This window comes from Methanoregula sp., from assembly GCF_050010295.1.
In the GTDB taxonomy this organism is placed as follows: domain Archaea; phylum Halobacteriota; class Methanomicrobia; order Methanomicrobiales; family Methanospirillaceae; genus Methanoregula.
Genome location: NZ_JBEKLH010000012.1, coordinates 16152 through 32427 on the forward strand (window position 1 = coordinate 16152; position 16276 = coordinate 32427).

Annotated in this window: 17 protein-coding genes and 2 tRNA genes; 10 read left to right on the top strand and 9 right to left on the bottom strand. The window is 56.8% G+C overall.

The genetic code is table 11. The features are described 5' to 3' along the window. The first annotated feature begins 6 nt into the window (after positions 1–6). Together ABSB80_RS12335 and ABSB80_RS12340 are read left to right on the top strand one after the other, a co-directional pair. Positions 7–112 (top strand) — tRNA-Tyr (locus ABSB80_RS12335). Between the two features lie 13 nt (positions 113–125). Then, positions 126–198: transfer RNA gene (locus ABSB80_RS12340), tRNA-Asp, on the top strand. Positions 199–962: 764 nt separating this feature from the next. Here the strand turns inward: ABSB80_RS12340 and ABSB80_RS12345 are convergent. Beyond that, the gene (locus ABSB80_RS12345; RefSeq protein WP_428370931.1) at positions 963–1661 is read right to left on the bottom strand and encodes a DUF4352 domain-containing protein; all 699 of its coding nucleotides are present in this window, start codon (positions 1659–1661) and stop codon (positions 963–965) included. Between the two features lie 272 nt (positions 1662–1933). Then, on the bottom strand, positions 1934–2218 hold the full coding sequence (locus ABSB80_RS12350) for a hypothetical protein (RefSeq protein ID WP_428370932.1): 285 nt from the start codon (positions 2216–2218) through the stop codon (positions 1934–1936). Between the two features lie 209 nt (positions 2219–2427). Between ABSB80_RS12350 and ABSB80_RS12355 the strand changes: the two genes are divergently transcribed. Further along, the gene (locus ABSB80_RS12355) at positions 2428–5577 is read left to right on the top strand and encodes a PAS domain S-box protein (RefSeq protein WP_428370933.1); all 3150 of its coding nucleotides are present in this window, start codon (positions 2428–2430) and stop codon (positions 5575–5577) included. Positions 5578–5665: 88 nt separating this feature from the next. Then, the gene (locus ABSB80_RS12360; protein WP_428370934.1) at positions 5666–6373 is read left to right on the top strand and encodes a lactate utilization protein; all 708 of its coding nucleotides are present in this window, start codon (positions 5666–5668) and stop codon (positions 6371–6373) included. 28 nt (positions 6374–6401) lie between these two features. Here the strand turns inward: ABSB80_RS12360 and ABSB80_RS12365 are convergent, their stop codons facing one another. The 4 genes from ABSB80_RS12365 to ABSB80_RS12380 all read right to left on the bottom strand — a co-directional run bounded on the left by ABSB80_RS12365 (position 6402) and on the right by ABSB80_RS12380 (position 10253). Beyond that, positions 6402–6899 (bottom strand): adenosine-specific kinase, encoded by a 498-nt coding sequence (locus tag ABSB80_RS12365; protein WP_428370935.1) that lies wholly within the window; start codon positions 6897–6899, stop codon positions 6402–6404. A 110-nt stretch (positions 6900–7009) separates the two neighbouring features. Next, complete coding sequence (locus tag ABSB80_RS12370) at positions 7010–8005, bottom strand: branched-chain amino acid ABC transporter permease (protein ID WP_428370936.1); 996 nt, start codon at positions 8003–8005, stop codon at positions 7010–7012. A gap of 4 nt (positions 8006–8009) precedes the next feature. After that, a complete protein-coding gene (locus ABSB80_RS12375; protein WP_428370937.1) occupies positions 8010–8888 on the bottom strand; it encodes a branched-chain amino acid ABC transporter permease in 879 nt (292 codons plus the stop codon). Between the two features lie 48 nt (positions 8889–8936). Next, complete coding sequence (locus ABSB80_RS12380; protein ID WP_428370938.1) at positions 8937–10253, bottom strand: ABC transporter substrate-binding protein; 1317 nt, start codon at positions 10251–10253, stop codon at positions 8937–8939. Positions 10254–10499: 246 nt separating this feature from the next. Here ABSB80_RS12380 and ABSB80_RS12385 point away from each other — a divergent pair, with 246 nt between their 5' ends. Then, positions 10500–11210 carry an ABC transporter ATP-binding protein gene (locus ABSB80_RS12385; RefSeq protein ID WP_428370939.1) on the top strand — a complete coding sequence of 237 codons (711 nt, stop codon included), beginning with the start codon at positions 10500–10502 and terminating at the stop codon, positions 11208–11210. 8 nt (positions 11211–11218) lie between these two features. Further along, the gene (locus ABSB80_RS12390; RefSeq protein WP_428370940.1) at positions 11219–11920 is read left to right on the top strand and encodes an ABC transporter ATP-binding protein; all 702 of its coding nucleotides are present in this window, start codon (positions 11219–11221) and stop codon (positions 11918–11920) included. Positions 11921–11971: 51 nt separating this feature from the next. Here ABSB80_RS12390 and ABSB80_RS12395 read toward each other — a convergent pair whose 3' ends face one another. Together ABSB80_RS12395 and ABSB80_RS12400 are read right to left on the bottom strand one after the other, a co-directional pair. Next, positions 11972–12442, bottom strand: coding sequence for a hypothetical protein (locus tag ABSB80_RS12395; protein WP_428370941.1), 471 nt, complete (start codon positions 12440–12442; stop codon positions 11972–11974). A gap of 66 nt (positions 12443–12508) precedes the next feature. Beyond that, on the bottom strand, positions 12509–13138 hold the full coding sequence (locus ABSB80_RS12400) for a hypothetical protein (protein ID WP_428370942.1): 630 nt from the start codon (positions 13136–13138) through the stop codon (positions 12509–12511). A gap of 115 nt (positions 13139–13253) precedes the next feature. Here ABSB80_RS12400 and ABSB80_RS12405 point away from each other — a divergent pair, with 115 nt between their 5' ends. The 4 genes from ABSB80_RS12405 to ABSB80_RS12420 all read left to right on the top strand — a co-directional run bounded on the left by ABSB80_RS12405 (position 13254) and on the right by ABSB80_RS12420 (position 15244). After that, positions 13254–13703: a hypothetical protein gene (locus ABSB80_RS12405; RefSeq protein WP_428370943.1), complete on the top strand. Its 450-nt coding sequence runs from the start codon at positions 13254–13256 to the stop codon at positions 13701–13703. 300 nt (positions 13704–14003) lie between these two features. Then, a complete protein-coding gene (locus tag ABSB80_RS12410; RefSeq protein ID WP_428370944.1) occupies positions 14004–14153 on the top strand; it encodes a hypothetical protein in 150 nt (49 codons plus the stop codon). Positions 14154–14216: 63 nt separating this feature from the next. Continuing rightward, complete coding sequence (locus ABSB80_RS12415) at positions 14217–14561, top strand: hypothetical protein (RefSeq protein ID WP_428370945.1); 345 nt, start codon at positions 14217–14219, stop codon at positions 14559–14561. 53 nt (positions 14562–14614) lie between these two features. Continuing rightward, positions 14615–15244 (top strand): PH domain-containing protein, encoded by a 630-nt coding sequence (locus ABSB80_RS12420; RefSeq protein WP_428370946.1) that lies wholly within the window; start codon positions 14615–14617, stop codon positions 15242–15244. Positions 15245–15251: 7 nt separating this feature from the next. Here the strand turns inward: ABSB80_RS12420 and ABSB80_RS12425 are convergent, their stop codons facing one another. Then, a complete protein-coding gene (locus ABSB80_RS12425; protein ID WP_428370947.1) occupies positions 15252–16190 on the bottom strand; it encodes a DUF4349 domain-containing protein in 939 nt (312 codons plus the stop codon). Between the last annotated feature and the right edge of the window lie 86 nt (positions 16191–16276).

Genomic DNA, 16276 nt, shown 5'->3' on the forward strand with positions numbered 1-16276 from the left:
CAGTGCCCCGCCTTAACTCAGCCTGGTAGAGTGCGCGGCTGTAGTATGGTTTGCCGATTCAGGCAACTGCGCGGCTACCGCGATGTCCCCGGTTCGAATCTGGGAGGCGGGATTACTGTACAAATGCCCAGGTAGTGTAGCGGCCTATCATGATTGCCTGTCACGCAATCGACTCGGATTCGAATTCCGACCTGGGCGTAATTCTTGTAGAGATTTTTCAGTGATCTGATGTGATTTCAATAATCATTTCTCTATTCTCTCAATTGTCCGCCTCAAGGTCGACTGACGAGTCTCCAGTGACACATAGTAAATTCAGTCCGGTTTTAATTCACCCTGATGACAATTTATTTCGCTTTCAATAGGGGTTCCCGGGCATGAGGGGATGGGGGGGTCCCCCCACATCAGCCTTAAGATGGGTAGCTACCCCTCCCGCAGCCCAAGGGGTACCCACCCCCCATCAGTTCCATCCATCCAGCCACCGTTTCCTTTGGGTGTCCGACGGTGACCCACAGAACGGAAATGATCGGGCAGGGGGGGTACCCACCCATTCCATGCCCGGAGGGGTACCCCCTCCCCTGCCCCTCATGGCACAAGAGGGGTATCCACCCCCTTTCGTCCGCATCCACATGACCTTCTGTTCGTTTGGAAATTCCGTCGGAAGGCCTGTTTTTACGGTCAGTGCCAGACAAGGGGGTACCCCCCCTTCCTTTTTTTCGAGGATGGGCCCCCCCTCCCTTCTCCATGCACAAGAGGGATACCTACCCCCCTTTTGTTATCAAATGGTGAACAAGGGTGGTCGGATCGCGTTAGAAGACCAATGGGAGGTGGTCCACCCGCAGATCTTCCCCCAATCGGGTATGGGTGTTGACTGGTTCCTCCCACCAGTTTTTCCTCGCCCGAAAGCGGGAACACTCTACCACGTGCGAAAAAAGAAACAGAGTATGGGGATTATAGCCTGCCACTCACGCCAGGGCCCACGCAGCCTGGTTGTCCTGGTCGAGCGCGATCACGAGCACCGCCTTTGTGAGATCGATGGTTGCCGGCACTTCGTAGATGAGGTATCCGGCCACTGCGTTACTGTCGCCCGGCAGGAGAGACCCGGCCACGCCGCCAGTCCCGATCGCGTAATCATACTGGGGGACGTAGATACTATTGACCGTGACATCAGAGCCGGCGACGGGACTGTAGGGATAATCCTTCCCGTCATAGTTCACGATGAACTGCTTGGGGGACGGGGCAGTAAGATCCATTGTCCCGGTATCGGTGAGCCGGACGTAGACGAAAAGGAAAGTGTTGCCTGCAGCAGGCTCCTGGGTGCTGTACCCGTTCTGGATGCCAAATGGTGCGCCGGCCTGCGACTGTTCGTGAGCACTGCCCCAGGAGGAGGTCGTATAGTTGTAATTCGACCGGACTTCTACCTTGTAAACGGTTGCCATGCCGGTCCGGGGTCCCATCCCGAACGTTGCCGGCTGGTTCAGGGCCAGGGCGCCGGGATAAGGTGTGGCCGTGGGTACTGGCGTTGCGACAGTTGAGGTCAGCGGCAGAGATGTCGGGACAGGCGTCGCAGGCGCCGCAGGCGCAGGTGATGAGCTGGTACATCCGGAGCAGAAGATCAGGGCAATGGTGATACAGAGGATTCCGAGTACGAGGACAGGTTTCATGGTGAGACGATCATTTTCTGCGTGTAAAATGATTTCGTTATATTGCAAAATACGTCAGATAGGGGGTTTTAATTACCGATGTGTGTATCGGTTCGATAAATTTTGGCGGCTGCCGCGAAATTTCCTGTCTGGATCCGTGAGTCGGGATAACTGAAAAGATGCCACGAGCCATGCCAACACAACCGTGAGAACATGGCACTCCTGTTCGGACCGTTACCGGCCTTCCGGGAAATCGCCGGAGCTCAAAGACCCGGAACGCATGAAAAAAGATATCAGCCGGCTGGTGACGGCAGGATCAGGAGGCGCCCCCGGGACGTGAGCCTGAGCACGATCTCGCTGCTGGACTTTCCCCCGTCAAGATATCGCTTGGAGAGGAGGACCCTGACGCCGGACCGGACACTGCTCTCGCTGTGGCCGGGATACAGCTTCTGGACAACCTGGTTGATGTGGCAGCTCTGTTTGTCTGCGACGGCCCGGAGGATGTCAAGATGTGTGGGAGTTGGCACAAAAACTTCAGGAGTTTCAAAGGAAATTGCTTTCATAGTGACTTCTTTCATACGGTGTCCTGGTGATAGTGAAAATACGAAGTGTCTCTGAGGGTTGAGAACAAATCACCGGAATATTATTTGTTGTATGAGATGAAGTAACCATGGATTAAAGAGCCCCCTTGCGTTCCCAAAAACCGGGGATATCTCCCAGGGTCTCCATGGGCGTGAGTATATCAAATATATAATTATTTAAAGGACGGGTTGAAAGTTGTTGGTACGTGGTATATCCAATGCTGGTCCTGTATGTAGACGATGAACCCGACCTTCTCGAGATCGGCAAGATCTTCCTTGAGCAGGGTGGCGAGTTCAGCGTCGACACGGTCACCTCAGCCCGCGAGGCGCTCGTCTCCCTGGGCAGGAAAACCTACGATGCCGTCATCTCCGATTACCAGATGCCAGAGATGAACGGCACCGAATTCTTAAAAATCGTCAGGACCGGAGGAAGTCTCATCCCGTTCATCATGCTGACCGGGCGGAGCCGCGAGGAGGTCGTGATCGAGGCCCTGAATTGCGGGGCAGACTTTTACCTCCAGAAGGGCGGCGACACGAAAGTCATGTTCGCCGAACTCATGCACGTGATCCGGAAGTCTGTCCTGATGCGGGAGGCACAGACTGCCCTAGCCGAGCAGGAGCAGCGGTTCCATGATCTCCAGAATGCCAATGACCTGATCCAGAGCGTTGCGCCGGACGGGCGCTTCCTCTATGTGAATAAAAAATGGCTGGACATCCTCGGGTACACGGTACAGGACCTCCCCGGGCTCCAGATCTTTGATATCATCCACAAGGACAGCTTGGATCACTGCCGGGAGATGTTCACCCGGGTGATCTCCGGAGAGAATGTCGGGATTGTGGACGCAGTATTCCAGGCCCGCGACGGGAGAAAAGTCTATGTCGAAGGGATTGCGAACTGCAAGATGACAGACGGGAAGCCCCAGTATACCCGTGGAATCTTCAAGGACATCACCGACCGCAAACGGGCAGAAGCGGCCTTAAAAGAGAGTGAAGCCCGGTACCGGAGCGTTGTCGAGGACCAGACCGAGTTCATCTCGCGGATCCTCCCGGACGGCACGCATGTCTTCGTCAACGACGCCTACTGCCGGTATTTCGGCAGGCAGCGCGAGGAGATCGTAGGCAGGAAATTTGCCTTGGAAATTCATGACGACGACAGGACGCTTGTCAGGAACCATCTTGCATCGCTGACCCGGGAACACCCGGTGGCCACGTTGACGTACCGTATCGCCATGCCCGACGGGCAGATCCGCTGGCAGCAGTGGTCCAACCGGGCACTGTTCGGGGAAGACGGCCAGGTCACCGAGTACCAGTCGGTAGGGCGGGATATTACCGATCTCAAGGAGACCGAAGAGGCGCTGGTCCGGCGGAGCGAGGACCTCCATGCCGCATACGAAGAGCTCACAGCTAGCGAGGAAGAACTCCGGCAGAACTATGACGAACTCAGTTCGAAAGAGCAGGCTCTGCGGGAGAGTGAGGAGACGTTCCGCGCCATGGTGGAACAATCCAGCGAGGGGATCATCATCGTCGATTTCCTGGGGATGCTCCTATTTACGAACCGGAGGGCCCTCGAGATCATCGAGTTACCCGGCGGCTTTGATCCTGCCGCGAGGATCAACGTCCTTGATTTCGTCGCCCCGGAAATGCGGCTGAACGCCATCCGCGATTTCATGCAGGTTGCTGCAGGGACTGACAGTTATCTCGTGAACTACCGCATCATCACCACGAACAAGAACGAGCGGTGGATCGAGTGCATTGGCAAAAAACTTACCTACAAAGGCGCAAGTGCCATGCTCCTTTCCCTGCGGGATATCACCGGGCGCATGCAGGACGAGGGGGCTTTGCGGGAGAGCGAAGAGCGGTACCGGACCCTGTACCGTGACACCCCTGCCATGTTCTTCACGCTGGATTCGGAGGGAACCGTGATCTCGGTCAACGGGTTCGGTGCAGGCCAGCTGGGCTATACGGTTGAGGAACTGAAAGGCATGCCGGTCCTCAATATCTTTTACCCGGAAGATCGTCCAGCCGTAGCTGAGCAGCTGAAAAAATGCCTGCAGTCGACCGGTCAGATCTTCAACTGGCAGTTCCGGAAGGTCAAAAAGGACGGGAGCGTCATCTGGGTGGAAGAATACGTCCGGGCGATGAACGGCCCGGACGGGAAGACCAGTATCCTTGTCGTCTGCGATGAGATCACCCGGCGGAAGAAGGCAGAACTGGACCTCGTCCGGAAGAACGAGGAGCTCAACGCGGCGAACGAGCACCTGACTACCCTCGAGGAAGAGCTCCGTGCCAATAACGATGCCCTTGTTGACAGCCAGCGGAAAGCGGAGGAGAGCGAAGAGCGGTACCGGACGCTGGTTGACCACGCGAAAGAGGCCATCTTCGTCATTCAGGACGAGAGGATATGTTTCACAAACGGGAATGCCGAAGAGATCAGCCAGTATACTCCGGAAGAACTTGCCGCGAAACCCTTCCTGGAGTTCATCCATCCGGATGACCGTGCAACGCTCCAGGACCAGCACCGCAGGCGTCTTGCCGGAGAGAAGCTGGAACACAACTACATCTTCCGGATACTTGCCAAGAACGGGGCAGTCCGCTGGATGGAGATCAATGTCAGCCTGATAACCTGGGAAGGCCGGCCGGCAGTCCTCGTCTTCCTGTCAGATGTCACCGAGCGGAAGCGGGCTGAGGAGGCCTTGTCACAGGCCAACCGGAAACTCAACCTTTTGTACAGCATCACCCGCCACGATATTCTCAACCAGCTCACCGTGCTCATCGGTTTCCTTGAATTGTCGGGGAGCTTTATCGACGATAAGGCGCGGCTCGCCGAGTTCGTGCAGAAAGAACTGAAAGCGGCCAGGACTATCAGGAACCAGATCGCGTTCACGAGGGATTACCAGAACATGGGGCTCAACGCGCCGGCCTGGCAGGACGTGGCCGCAAGCATCAGAATGGCCTCTGGGGCGCTCTCGCTCCGGAATGTGAAGGTCCAGGTGGACTGCGAAGGCCTTGAGGTGTATGCCGATCCCCTCCTTGAGAAGGTCTTTTACAACCTGATCGACAACGCAGTCAAGCACGGTCAGGAAGGGCTGGCCACGATCCGTATCTCATACCAGGAAACCGACGAGGGATTGATCATCGTGGTTGAGGACAACGGCACCGGGATCCCGCCTGAGATAAAAAAGCACCTGTTCGAGCGGGGCGTAGGGAAACATACCGGTCTTGGCCTCTACCTTGTCCGGGAGATCCTCAGTATCACCGGCATAACCATCCGGGAGAGCGGTGAGCCGGGCAAAGGGGCCCGGTTTGAGTTGGTTGTGCCCAGAGGGACCTACCGGCTGGAAACGGCAGGGCAGTAAGCGAATTTCAGGGGACCCCGGTGCTGCACGATGTCCGGCCGCTGTCCCCTCGTTTTCCAAAGGAACCTGCCGGTTGGCGCAGGTTTATATGATTGCGTGTGCTACCCGGCAACCGGCGAGATATATGGGCAGGATAACACAATTCAGCGCTGAGAACCTCATACCGGAAGCCGGCGTTGACCCCGGAAAGTGGAACCGGATCCCGTTGCCTGACGCTGTAGGGCGGGCGATCAAGGCCCTGCAGGGACACGGGTTCACCGTGACCCCGGTGGAAGACGGTGACCGGGCGCTGGCCGAATTGCAGACGATGATCCCACGGGGAGCTGAAGTGATGACCGGGTCATCGACCACGCTCATCGAGATCGGGTTTGAGGACCTGATCGCGGGAAAAAAGTGCGGCTGGAAAGACCTGCATACGGTTATCACTGCGGAAAATGATGATGCGAAACGGGCGGAGCTCCGGAGGAAATCCGTTACTGCTGACTACTTTGTATCGAGTGCCAGCGCGATCACGGAGAACGGCGAGATCTTCGGCTGCGACGCGAGCGGGAGCCGGGTCGGGGCATGGCCGTTTGCCGCCGGGCACGTCATCATCGTATCCGGGATCAACAAGATCGTCCCGACCGTTGACGATGCCATACGAAGGGTCAGGGAATATGTCTATCCTCTCGAGAACCGCCGGGCCCTCCATGCCTACGGTACTCCGAGCATGATCGGGAAATGCGTCATACTTGCCCAAGAGAAGGTGCCCGGACGGGTGACCGTCGTCCTCATCAGGGAATCTCTCGGGTACTAGGGAGGTAAGGCCGGGCCCTGTCCCGGACCTATCCCCGTTTGTACCCGAACTTACGGAGGAGGTCCGTGCGCCACGCGATCCCATCCGGCCCCTCGACGCCTTTCGGCTTCTCCCCGTCGATGACGCCCATTATGCCCCTCCCATGTGCAGACTCGGCGATTACGACTTCGGCAGGATTTGCAGTCGCACAGTAGATGGTACAGACCTCCTGGATATTCTTGATCGCATTCAGGACATTGATAGGATAGCAGTCCTTCAGGAAGAGGATGAACGAGTGCCCTGCACCGATCGCCCGGGCGTTGTCCCGGGCCAGGTCTTTGAGTTCCTCGTCATTGCCCTCGATCCGGATCAGGCAGTCGCCCGAGGACTCGCAGAAGGCAAGGCCAAACTTTGCCCCCGGGACCGATCCAGCTACCACTTCGTAGATGTCCTCGACCGTCTTGATGAAATGTGACTGGCCGAGGACGACGTTCACGTCCCCGGGTTTGCTGATCGTCACGGTTGAAAAGACAACGCTTCCGCTCATAAGTCTCACTTCACCGGAGAGATGGGGGCGGGAGGTGATAAAAGGTGGTCCGGATCAGGCCGGGAGAACCTACTGTCCTTCGCCTTCCCTTTTCCACCGGAGTGAACTGGTCAGTCCGTTTTTTCTGCTTCCTGCAAAGCGCCCCGTTTTTCCTTCCAGACTGACCAGTGTCGCCGGAGCTCCCCCGGGAGGGAGACCAGCCCCCGTGGCAGGAAGATGATCACGAGGATCAGCAGGACGCCGACGATGATGTAGCGCCCGAAGGTGAACCCGCCAAGCTTGAGCCCTTCCCACGTTGCCATGAGGACCAAGGTACCGATCACGGGCCCGGCAAGCGTCCCGAGGCCGCCGAAGATCACGTAGGTGACCGGCCAGAACGAGATGTCGACCCCGAATATCTCCGGAGTGATGTACCCGATGGAGTGGATCTCGAGTGCCCCGGCGACACCTGCGATATAGGCGCTGATGGCAAAGGCAAGGAGCCGGACCCGTACTGGGTCTACTCCTGCCGCCCGTGCCTCGGTCTCGTTCTCCCGGATGGCGGAGAAGGCGAGGCCGATCCGGGACCGCAGGATGAGATGGATAGCAAGGATACTGCCGATCGTGATGAGGAGGATAGCGTAATATTCGATCACCTGGTATCCCGGTATCGCGGGGCTCACCAGCCGCGGGGAGGCCATCCCGTCCCAGCCGCCGCTGATCGGGGCGAGGAGGCTGACCGTGATCGTCTGGACGATGATGGCAAAGCCGAAGGTGACCATGGCAAGGAACCATTCCCTCAGCCGGAAACAGGTGAGCCCGATAAGGACCCCGATGAATGCGGCTACGGCCGCGCCAAAAAAGATCGAGATGACCGGCGGGATGCCGCTTTTTATGGCAATCAGGGTCGAGGCATACGCCCCGATCCCGAAGAACGCTGCATGACCAAGCGAGCCCTGCCCGGAGTAGGCAAGGAGGTTCCATGCGGAGGAGAAGATGATGAAGATGAGCATGAGGGTGAGGATGTTGAGGAGGTAGAGGTCACCGGACAGGAAAGGAACGGCTGCCGCTATCGCGATAATGACAAGGGGGGTGTAACGGGCCAGGCAATCACAGCTGATTTTCATCCCGTCATTCCCCGGACTCTCCGAAAAGCCCTGTCGGTTTCACGATCAGCACGATAATCAGGATGATAAAGGAGATCGCATCCTTCCATACCCCTCCAAGGAAATACGCGGCGCCATTCTCTGCAATGCCATAGAGCAGGCCACCAACAATTGCGCCGGGGATGCTCCCCAGGCCGCCAAGGATGATGATGGCAAACGCCTTGACCGCGGGAATGGAGCCCATGTACGGGTTAAAGACCTGACCGCTCACCACCCAGAGCGTTCCTGCCGCTGCGGCAAGGGCGCAACCGATGGAAAAGCTCAGGATGTCCATCCGCTCGACATTGATCCCGACCAGCATCGCCCCTTTTCGGTTCTGGCTGGTGGCCCGCATCTGGCGGCCGGTCTCCGTCTTTCTTAAAAACAGGTACAGCAGGCAGAGGATCACGGCAGTAACCGTCATGATGATGAGGTAGTCGACGGGGACGTTGAGCGACCCCACCGGGACAGTTATCCCCTGGTACGGACTCCGGATACTCTGCCACTGGTCGCCCCAGATCATGGCGGCACTGTTCTGGAAGATGTAGATCAGGCCGATGGAGAGGAAGATCTCGTTGAGCTTGCTCGTGCCAAGGATTGGACGGAAGCAGAGCCGCTCCACGAGTGCACCAATGGCCATGAGCGCAATCATGGACAGGACGATGATGGCGTAGGGATTGAACCCGGTCGCGAAAAAGATGGTTGCCGTGATATATGCGCCGATCATGAGGAACTCTCCGTGCGCGAAATTGACGATCTTCATGACACCGAAGATCAGGTTCAGTCCCGTCGCGAGCAGGATGTAGATGCACCCTGCATATATCCCCCAGAATAGGATCTGGAGCAGAATCCCGAGGTCAACCATACCGATCACTAATCCGTCAGTCAGCAATAAAAAGAGGTGTGGTATGGATTACGCGCTGCCGGGGGAATACCAGGCAGGGAGCGTAAATCCTGTCACTTTCAGGTTGTCAGGCCAGACGATGTTCGGCCTGCACTCGCCGATCGTGGAATTGAAGGCCAACTGCTCCATCCACAGGTCGAACTGCGACTCGCGGAAGTCGCTCGAGAATGAGATCTTCCCGTCTTTCATGGCCTCGATGATCTGGGGCATGTTCAGGTTGACAAGGGCCTGCCTTACGGTGGCCTTGTCGGTCGTGCCCGCGTTCTCGATCGCCTTCGATGCTATGTAAACTCCCTCATACGTGGATGCGCCCATCATATCCGGGGACGTTCCGAACTTCGCAGTATAGCTGTTCTTGAAGGTGTTCTGGGCATCGGCGACCGCACCGGCCGGTGCGGTGTAGGGTGAGAAACGGCTCTCGATGATGGACCCTTCGCCGTACTGGCCAAGGTCCTTGTAGAACTGGGCATTGTCATTGTTCTCTACATTCAGGAATATCGTGTTCAGCCCGATATCCCTCCGCGCCTGCGTAATGAGCGGGGCGCCCTCGTTCGGGAATGCAGCGATGTACACTGCATCGGGATTTGCCGCCTTGATCGCGGTCAGGGGCGTCCGGAAGTCGCTCTCTCCCATCTTGAAGCTCTGCTGGGAGACGAGCAGGATGTTCAACTTGTTCTTGGTGATCGTTGCGTTCACCGCTGTCTGAACACCCTTGCCGAATGCGGTATCCTGGTAGATCAGAGCGAGGCGGAACGGGCGCGTGGCCGGGGCATTCAGCTTCTGGTTGACGGCTGGCCGGACCACCTGGTCGATAAACGTCGTAGTGTACTGCCCGTAGGTGTCGGTGGTGGGACAGTGGTGGAAGATGTAGCTGGTGTCGATGTCGGTCCGGTGGGTGATGATCGGGCTCGAAGCACCGGTCACGATATACGGGATCTTGTACTCGGCAACGGTCTGCTCGTACGACGAGGTGACCGCGCTCGAGTACCCTCCGACGAGGATGTCAACCTTATCACCGGTGATCAGCTGGTTTGCTGCCGTCTGGCCGCCCTGCTGGGTTGACTCGTCGTCGCCGACTACCAGTTGGATCGGGACTTTGGTTCCCTTGATATTGATACCGCCGTTTGCGTTGATCTCGGCAGCTGCGACCTGCGCGGACTGCCACATACTCGTCCCCACGTTGCTGGCCGGGCCGGTCAGTGACGCGATGACTCCGACTTTGACCGCGTTCTGCTGGGACTGCGCCTGTGGCGCAGCCTGCTGGGTGCAGCCTGCAATGAGGGCACCAAACACGACGAATGCGATGAAAAGAACTGTATATTTCATGTGCTGGTTCACGGATATTCCCCTGCTATGCCATAGCACGGCAAGTGAACGTCCGGGGTCAAATAATATAATCATTGCCTTTTTTACCTGATCCGGAATCTGTATCCTGCGCCTCCCGTTCCCGGCGTCTCCCCGAACGGGGCTGAACCTCCCGTGGGTAAATCCTGCATCTATTAATATCATGTCCGGCAACCTAATGCATGTCGATAATCAGCACAGGGTGGTACTACGCTCAACCTGACGGGAGTGACAAAACAGATAGGCGGGCTCTGCGCCGTCAGCGGTGTGGAACTGACTGTCGGGGAGGGCGAGATCGTCGGGCTGGTCGGCCCCAATGGTGCCGGTAAGACGACACTCCTGAATATCATCTCCGGTATCACCCCGCCAACCTCGGGCAGGGTGACATTCTGCAGCGAGGATATCACCGGCCTCAAAGCAGACCGGATCTGCAGGAAAGGAATCGCAAAGACATTCCAGATCGCGGAATCTTTTCCGAACCTCTCGGCCCGGGAGTGCGTCATGATCGGGGTACTCTTTGGCAACAGCCATCCGCCGGGAATGAAAGAGGCAGCGGGCGAGGCGGCCAAGATTCTCGGGTACGTGGGCCTGCCGGAGGAGAAATTTGATACGCTAAACCGGAACCTGAACGTCATCGAACTCAAACGGGTGCAGCTTGCCCGGGCGCTTGCCTCAAAACCCCGCCTCCTCCTCCTGGATGAGCTCATCACGGGGCTGAACCCCCGGGAGAGCAGCGAAGCGGTGGCCCTGATAAAAAAGATCCGTGACCAGGGGACTTCCGTCATGATCATAGAGCACATCATGAGCGTCATCATGGGGGTATCCGACCGGATTGTCGTGCTGGATCACGGGGAGAAGATTGCCGAGGGTAAACCCTATGAAGTGGTGAACAACCGGCAGGTCATTGATACTTACCTCGGCGATATGGAAATCTTCTGAGAGGTGATGTGGCGTTGCTGGAAATATCGGGCCTCAACGTCTTTCATGGCAACCTCCATGTAGTCTGGGACATGGACTTTCGTGTTGGAGAAAAGGAGATGGTGACGCTCATCGGCCCGAACGGTGCCGGCAAGACAACGACCGTGGAGACAATTGCCGGGCTGAACCGGAATGCCTCGGGCTCGGTCCGGTTTCTCGGTGAAGAGATCCTCGGGCTTCCGCCATACGAGATCTTTCATAAGGGAATAGCGCTCGTACCTGAGAAGCGGGAGATCTTCGCGAAAATGCCCGTTCTCGAGAACCTTCTCCTCGGTGCTTCAGGAAAAAGCGGGAGAGAGCTTTTCCTGCGCAAGGTATACGGGCTCTTTCCCATCCTCAGGGAGCGGGAACGGCAGAAGGCCGGTACCCTGAGCGGGGGAGAGCAGCAGATGCTGGTCATCGGCCGTGCACTCATGTCCGGGCCCCGGCTGCTGATCCTTGACGAACCCTCCACCGGCCTCTCGCCGCTCATCACCGGGCAGGTCTTCAGGGCGCTGGAGCAGCTCGGGCGGGAAGGGATGACCATCCTTCTTCTCGAGCAGAACGTGCGAAACGCGTTGGACATGTGCCAGCGGGGATATGTTCTCGAGAACGGGAGGATTGTCCTCTCCGGCGGGGCAAAGGAACTCTTACACGAGAACCATATCCAGAAGGCCTACCTTGGGATATAGTGCGGGAACAGGACCCGCCTTTCCAAGGCCCATTTTTCAAAATCCCGCCGGTCAGTCCACCCGGTAGCCTCTCTCCTGCAGGAACACTGCGATCCAGCGCTCGGCATCAGCATCCGGGCCGGGACGGAGCCGTTCCACCACCTCCCATACCTTCCTGAGTGCCGGGTTATCGGAATGAAGGGCGAGGGTCCCGGTCACGGTACCGACAGGTTTGCCCGAGGGGTCGGTCACCCGCATGACCGTACACCGGTAGAATTTGCACTGCGCCGGGCTGTCCCGGTGGATCGTGCAGCGGACCAGGTCCCCGTCCGGGCGGAGGAACCGGCAGGCGGACGGGTGGCGTTCCGGGAACGTCGTATCCGGGAAGAGGTGGCGCTTGTCCGGGTCGACCTCTGCCGTAAACGTGGTATCTGTCGAGACCGAGCAGCACTCGAACGTGAAGGGGCCGGTCTGGCGCTCGATCACGATATAATCGCCAAGGTACATGCAGCACGAACCGCACTGCCGGCAGGTGAAGACCATCGGAATGGTTCCTCTCAGTTACTATCCCTTCCCAAATACTAAAAACGTCGTTCCGGTAGGCCGGCATCACGGTATCCTGCCGGCCGCTTTCAGTGCGAGATCCTTGAGGGTTTCATAGTCGGTTGTAGTCCCGCCCATGGTGATCGTTTCGTACACGTTATTTTTGGCAAACAGGAGCGAATACGTGACATTTCTTTCAGGCGCATTTAGGTCGTTCTCCCGGAAAGCGATACTTTCGTCACCGGTGGTCGGAAACGGCACCTCATAGCGCATGGTCCCATCCGGCTGTGCAAGCATGGATTCCTTCTCTACTTCGTATACTGTATCGACCCGATCCGCGGGAAAGATGCTGATCAACTGGCGGACGAGGGTATTGTCACCTTTTGCCCGGTTCATGCGGTAGAACGATACTTCGTACCCCTGCTGCCAGGAAAGTTCGCGGAAGACTGGTCCTACCTGCTCATACGCAACAACGGAACGGTCCCTGAGAAGATAATCCCCGGGAAAGTCGGAGAGAGTGAGTGCAAGGTCTGAGATGGCAGGTGAAGTAGTCTGGACCGCGAACGCTGGTGTCGCTGCCGGCTGCTGGTGATACTGCGGCGCCGGCCCAAACAGGGTGGTTGTGCACCCCGTTGAAACGACAGAAAAGAGGACCAGCATCATCAGCGCAGCACACAGGAGGAATCTTTGCCTCATAGTGTATACCGGGGCACGGGAAATTTAAATTGTTGGTGGCTGAGCACCGTTCCCAAAAATCCAAGCACAAGCGCTTTATTCCCTGCAGCAGAAGATCAAGCAGGGGTGAAAGATTTTGCCAGTAACCAGTATAGCGATGCTCGACAAGGATCATCACATACACCTGATCCCTGCCGACCGTGTCCTCATGATGAGTATCGAGCACTCTGCGGTAAAAAGGACCGAGAACGAGCGTTTTGAAGTGGAATGCTTCATCAAATTGTCGGTGGAAGGGTTCCCCCATCCTCTCGAAGATGTGATCCGGTTTACCTTTGCCGGGACAAGGACCCCTAACCTGAAGATGATGGCGGAACTTACGTTTGTCCAGAACCACATCATCAAGTACGTGTTCGACCTGGGCCTTGCCGGTGACCTCTGCAATTGCATTCCCGATGACCCCGCTTCAAAGGAATGCGGGATCACCATCTCGTCAGAGATCAAGTCGCAGATGCAGGCTTCAGTCCAGCTCAGGGAAGTGCTTGCCCAAAACGGCGCACTGCCGGACTCTATAGAATTCCCAAAATGAAAGGTCACGAATTCTCTCTTTTTGGTGAATAACCAAAAGAATCGGGTGATCGAGAGGGGCATCCCCTTCTCTTTCGATAAATATCTTTTTCAAGGCACGGATACACCCTCTAGCGATGGAAGGAAGAACGTGGTATCATGGGCGACCCAGAATTCCGCAGTGGCGAAAAATCCTCATGAGGACGCAGGGGATCTTTGTCAAGTCTATTCCGTTTGAGGGAAGGTTGAAAGCGGCGAGAACGCAATCCGGGATCAGACCCTCACGCTCTCCATCGAGGCAAATCCCGGAGAGACCCGGCAGATGATTCTGACCTTCTCCCGCCAGGCAGGAGGGAACCGGGTCAGGGAACGCCATATTCTTCCTCCCGATGCTGACATCCGGAGGACCGGGAGCGGCGGAATGATCTTCCAGCGCCACGGTTACTGCTGTCGCCACAACAAGCCCTGTTGAGGGCGCCCCGATTCTTATTATTGCCGAGACACCACGCAGCCCGTCCCCCCGACCGGAGTTCAGGTGCATGTCACCTATATTGGCGGGTACAAAGGGACCTACGGCATGCTGGCGGATCTGCGGACCGTGCAGAGCTCCGGCGACAGGTACTTTGAGATAGTGAATGCAACCGGATGTATCCGGGACAGTTTCCAGATGCTGGACAGTTCAACAACGCATGTCTTTACCGTCGAGATCTACAAGGACGGCAAGCTGCTTATGCAGGGAAGCGTCAGCAAAAGGTATGGTACGGTGACCCTTTCAGCGGACGCCATAACGGGAGCGGTCCAGAGTGGTAATGGAACTGCCGGCATCACTGCTGCCATGACCACGGTTGCAGCGGCACAAACGATTACGAAAACATCCTGACCGGTTACCCGATACTCTTTTTTGAACCTGTTCTGATATAGATCTGATCTACTATGTCCCTATCCGACCCGTTCCCTCGCAATGTACCGTTCAGGCCGTCCCCGGCCCTTGTATCCTGGTTTATCCTCGACTTTGTCCTCTTTATGGTCTTTATTCTCGCTGTTGCGATCGTCCCGGCCCTGGTTGCAACTGGTCCTGATCATCTGCTCCTTGCCGCAGTTCTTGCCGGAATTCTCGGTATCACTGTTGTTTTTGCTTTCTGGACCCGCCTGTACTATGACAGCATGTGGTATGAACTCCACGATGACGAAATGCGCTGGAAACGGGGTGTATGGTTCCGCACGACCGGTATTGTGCCGTACAACCGGATCACAAATATCGATCTCAGGCAGGGGCCGGTCATGCGATGGCTGAAGATTTCGAGCATCTCGATCCAGACCGCCGGGTATTCGGGACAGGGATTGCCCGAGATCAGGATCGAGGCCATAGAGCATGCCGATGAACTCCGCGAGCTCATCCGTACGGCGGTCCGGCAGTGCAGTGCCCTTGGCGATGGCACTGGCCAAAAATCTCCAGCCCGGCAGGATGATGTGACAGCGGTAGGTTCGACGGCGACCAACCTCTTGATCATCAACGAGTTGAAAAAGATCCGTGTCCTGCTTGAAGAACAGCAGAAAAAATAAAACTGTTTTATTCCTTTTTATCATCACGTCGTATGGGAGCGCTGCCCTGTCGTCCCTTGTACCAGCGGTAGACGCCGTAGCCGATGCCCCCGATAATGATAAGTGGGAGCAGCGTTAAGAAAAGAACGATAATCGCGTCGACGATACCGAGGAAGCCGGAGATCCCTTCATTGATGGTGGAGACAAAATCATGTTCCGACTGGCTGCCAACTGGCTCGGGTTCCTGAAGGTTCACCGTGATAGTAGAGATGTCGATGCGGTTGTTGAGGTAGTTCAGCCTCCCGTTCAGCCGGTCCAGTTCGGTCTGTACCAGGTCGATCTGTTCCTGGACTTTGATAATGTCCTCGACCTTCTCGCTCTTTTTCATGATCTCATTGTACTGGGCGAGCTGGTTCTGGTACGATGTCTTCTGTGCCTGCAGGTCGACATACTCTTCAGTCACATCCTCTCCCTGAGTCGAGATTGAATTGACGGTGCCGACCGCCTTCACTCCGGAGACAGCAGCATCGAATACTGCCGCAGGAACACGGAGAACAACGGTACCGGAGACGCGGTTGTTGGAATCCTTCTGGACATTCGAAGAAGAGAGATAGCCGCCCTCGGCTGTCGCTATGGCTGTGAGTGAATCCACAGCAGCCGGGACGTCCTTCACTTCGACTGACAGGTAAGCGGTCCTGATAATTTTCGTGTCAGTACTGCCAGAACCGGTATTGGACCGGGATGGGGTCGGAACCGATGCAGGCATCGGAACAGCAGGGGCACCGGTGCTGCCGGACCAGACAATCCTCTCTTCTGAAAGACCACTCCCGGCAGAATCCGGGGAGACGGTCACAACTTCCTGTGAAGAGGACGACTTGACAAAATTTCCGGACGGGAGTCCCAGGCACCCTGCAGCTGCAATCACCGCGATGCAGACTATGAGGAATGCGATCACTTTGTAATTCATATACTGACCATGGCCGGAGAAATATAAAAACAAAGCGTAGACTGCGAATAAATTTGAAGTAATCGGGTATTTCCCGTTTTCCATCC

Coding starts and splice junctions, on each gene's coding strand:
- ABSB80_RS12410 (WP_428370944.1), top strand. CDS start 14,004: ATGATTCTGACCTTCTCCCGCCAGGCAGGAGGGAACCGGGTCAGGGAA.
- ABSB80_RS12370 (WP_428370936.1), bottom strand. CDS start 8,005: ATGAAAATCAGCTGTGATTGCCTGGCCCGTTACACCCCCCTTGTCATT.
- ABSB80_RS12400 (WP_428370942.1), bottom strand. CDS start 13,138: ATGAGGCAAAGATTCCTCCTGTGTGCTGCGCTGATGATGCTGGTCCTC.
- ABSB80_RS12420 (WP_428370946.1), top strand. CDS start 14,615: ATGTCCCTATCCGACCCGTTCCCTCGCAATGTACCGTTCAGGCCGTCC.
- ABSB80_RS12375 (WP_428370937.1), bottom strand. CDS start 8,888: ATGGTTGACCTCGGGATTCTGCTCCAGATCCTATTCTGGGGGATATAT.
- ABSB80_RS12395 (WP_428370941.1), bottom strand. CDS start 12,442: ATGGTCTTCACCTGCCGGCAGTGCGGTTCGTGCTGCATGTACCTTGGC.
- ABSB80_RS12425 (WP_428370947.1), bottom strand. CDS start 16,190: ATGAATTACAAAGTGATCGCATTCCTCATAGTCTGCATCGCGGTGATT.
- ABSB80_RS12380 (WP_428370938.1), bottom strand. CDS start 10,253: ATGAAATATACAGTTCTTTTCATCGCATTCGTCGTGTTTGGTGCCCTC.
- ABSB80_RS12365 (WP_428370935.1), bottom strand. CDS start 6,899: ATGAGCGGAAGCGTTGTCTTTTCAACCGTGACGATCAGCAAACCCGGG.
- ABSB80_RS12345 (WP_428370931.1), bottom strand. CDS start 1,661: ATGAAACCTGTCCTCGTACTCGGAATCCTCTGTATCACCATTGCCCTG.
- ABSB80_RS12350 (WP_428370932.1), bottom strand. CDS start 2,218: ATGAAAGAAGTCACTATGAAAGCAATTTCCTTTGAAACTCCTGAAGTT.
- ABSB80_RS12360 (WP_428370934.1), top strand. CDS start 5,666: ATGATTGCGTGTGCTACCCGGCAACCGGCGAGATATATGGGCAGGATA.